Source organism: Hyphomicrobiales bacterium, from assembly GCA_030688605.1.
In the GTDB taxonomy this organism is placed as follows: Bacteria; Pseudomonadota; Alphaproteobacteria; order Rhizobiales; family NORP267; genus JAUYJB01.
This window is the reverse complement of sequence record JAUYJB010000136.1, coordinates 1-2,796: the sequence shown is the minus strand read 5'-3', so window position 1 is coordinate 2,796 and position 2,796 is coordinate 1. Positions and strand designations below refer to the sequence as shown.

Genomic DNA, 2,796 nt, shown 5'->3' with positions numbered 1-2,796 from the left:
TGCACCGCATCGCCCGGCGAGCCGCGCCTGGCCACGGCGCAAAATCATCCCGGTCAAATTGATTCCCTATAACCATGAACCGCTCTAGCCCTTCCCCAGTCCTTTCCTGACCGCGGACACTTCGGCGGCCGCCTGGGTCATCAGGAACCGGTCGTCGCTGGCGATCGTCACCAACTGGAATCCGTCGGCGATCCGCTTCAGCGCGACGTCTGCCGACGGCGTATGGATGCCGGCGGGCACCCCGTGGCGCTTGCACGCTGCGATGATCTTCTTGCGCGCCTCGACAACCGCGGTGTCGCCCTGGCCCGCGCGCGGCTGGCTGCCGAGCGCCATGGCTAGGTCGGACGGCCCGACATAAACCGCGGCGATGCCCGGCACAGTCAGGATTTCGTCGAGGTTCTCGATCGCCGCCTGGGTCTCGATCTGCGCCATGACCAGCGTTTCCTCGTTGGCGAAATCGTGATAGTCGCCGCCGCCGTGCGTCGCTCCTCCGCCGTAATATTTCGCCCGAATGGGCCCGAAGCTGCGAAACCCGACCGGCGGGTATTTGCAGGCGCCGACCAGAGCTTCGGCCTCCGCGCGGCTGTTGATCATCGGGCAGATGACGCCGTAGGCGCCGGCGTCCAGAATCTTCATCAGCCGACCCGGATCATTCCACTGCACCCGGACGATCGGGATGACCGGCGTCGTCGAGATCGCCTGAAGCATGGTCAACGCGACCTGGTAGTCGACGGCCCCGTGCTGCGTGTCGATGCAGATGGAATCGAATCCCTGGTGGGCCATCACTTCGGCCGAGAACGAGCTGGGGATGGAGCACCAGCCGTTGACCACCACGCCGCCATCTGCCCATATGCTCTTCAATGCGTTTTTTCTCACCAGCGCCCCTCCGATCTTGCGACTTGAGCTCCTCGCTCACTCCGTCTTCGGCTTAACGTGGAACAAATTTAAGGCTCCCAGTTGCCTGGATAGCAGCCAGAGCGCTTTGCGACCATATGGGATCGACTGGTTGGGTTAAATGGGCCCGACCGGCGGCATTGCGACGTTTGCGCGACCACATGCACTGCAGTTCTCGCTCGCCACGTAGACAAGCCGGGACTGAAGGGTTCCGATCTCCTCCCGACCCCGTAGGGCCGCATAATGCGATCTTGTATCCAAACAGGCAGGTGAAGTAGAAGGTCTTACAAATGAGGAGAAATTTCACATCCCATGACCGGCACGTCGAGGCCAGCGCAACCTTGCACAACGCGACAAGCCACCTCTACTAACGGTACCGACAGTCCATTCAGCTTGCGAGAATCACGATGACTTTCCCGGACAGCAAATTTGCCGACGCTGGAAGTTACGCTGGCGCCTATTTCGACCAAATCGCCGCGGCTGCCGCTTCGGTGGACGGGCAGAGGGTTGAGGAGGCCGCGCGGATTCTGACCAAGATCTACACCGCAGGAGGTATGGTCTACGCCTGTGGCAATGGGGGCTCGGCGGCAATCTCCAATCATCTCGTTTGCGACCACTGCAAGCTGGTTCAGACGGACACGAATCTCAGCCCAAGAGTCGTTTCGCTGAGCGCCACCATCGAGATGATTACGGCAATCGCCAATGATATCTCCTATGACGAGGTCTTTGTCTACCAGCTCCGCACCATGGCGAAGCCCGGCGACGCGCTGATCACCATCAGCTCCTCGGGAGATTCCGAAAATATCGTCCGCGCCGCCCTTTGGGCCAAGGAAAACAAGCTCCCGGTGATTTCCATGAGCGGATTTTCCGGCGGCCGATCTGCCGCAATCGCGGATGTGAGCCTGCATGTCGCCGCCGACAATTACGGCGTCATCGAGGATGTCCACCAGTCGCTCATGCACATTCTTGCCCAATATGTCCGCCAGGCGCATATGGGCGAAGAGGTCATCAAGCAGCGAAAATTCTAAGCGGCGCTCAAGTCTACCGCGCATGCAACACCCTGACCGGTGTCCGCTCCTGCTGCAAAATGAGGCGCAGGGGGATATGCCGATGGGACCCGGCCCGCTTGGCTTCGGCATAGGCTGCATGTTTTTCCGCCCCGGAAAACATTAGGAACACCTCTCTTGCGTCCAAGATCGCCGGCGCGGTGAGGGTCACACGGGGCTGGCGGGTATCCGTCCCCGGCACGGCAACGCAGATACGATCCTGTACGTCCAGGGCCGGATCCTCCGGGAACAGCGAGGCGAAATGGCCATCCCCGCCAAGCCCCAGATAGACCGCGTCGAACGGCCGCGTAATGGCTTTAAGCCGCGCTTCGCACGCCGTCTGACCAGCTTCGGGCGAGATCTCGCCTCCATAAAGGGCGACGAAGGTTGCCGCCTCGGCTGGACCCCGCAGGAGAAACGAGCGCACGAGCCCCTCATTGCTGTCGGGATGGCTCGGCGCAACCCAGCGTTCGTCGGTCAGGGTCACCGTAACGCGCGCCCAATCCACCTTCTTTTGCCTCAGCCATTGAAACACATGCCGCGGCGTGCGGCCGCCGGAAACAACCAATGAAGCCAGGCCTCGCGCGGACTGGGCCTCGCAGAGGGTCGATGCCAGAGCGTCTGCCAATGCGCGCGCGGCGCCGTCGAGAGCGTCAAAGGCGCGTTCCTCTACGCTCATGCGGGCTCGCCCCCTCCCCCCTTCTCTTCTCCGGACCGGAACGACAGGATTGGACGGACCAAAGAAGACCTAGAGCGGTTCATGGTTATAGGGAACCATTTGACCGGGATGATTTTGCGCCGTGGCCAGGCGCGGCTCGCCGGGCGATGCGGTGCATCGGCCAACAGCCGCAACACC

At 61.9% G+C, this 2,796-nt stretch carries 3 protein-coding genes; 1 reads left to right on the top strand and 2 read right to left on the bottom strand.

What is annotated here, in order from left to right:
* Positions 1-84: 84 nt before the first annotated feature.
* Complete coding sequence (locus Q8P46_14705) at positions 85-861, bottom strand: aldolase/citrate lyase family protein (protein ID MDP2621397.1); 777 nt, start codon at positions 859-861, stop codon at positions 85-87.
* 440 nt (positions 862-1,301) lie between these two features.
* Here Q8P46_14705 and Q8P46_14700 point away from each other — a divergent pair, with 440 nt between their 5' ends.
* Entirely contained in the window at positions 1,302-1,922 is a 621-nt protein-coding gene (locus tag Q8P46_14700) for an SIS domain-containing protein (GenBank protein ID MDP2621396.1), read from the top strand.
* 13 nt (positions 1,923-1,935) lie between these two features.
* Here the strand turns inward: Q8P46_14700 and pgl are convergent, their stop codons facing one another.
* Positions 1,936-2,619: a 6-phosphogluconolactonase gene (pgl, locus tag Q8P46_14695; protein MDP2621395.1), complete on the bottom strand. Its 684-nt coding sequence runs from the start codon at positions 2,617-2,619 to the stop codon at positions 1,936-1,938.
* Between the last annotated feature and the right edge of the window lie 177 nt (positions 2,620-2,796).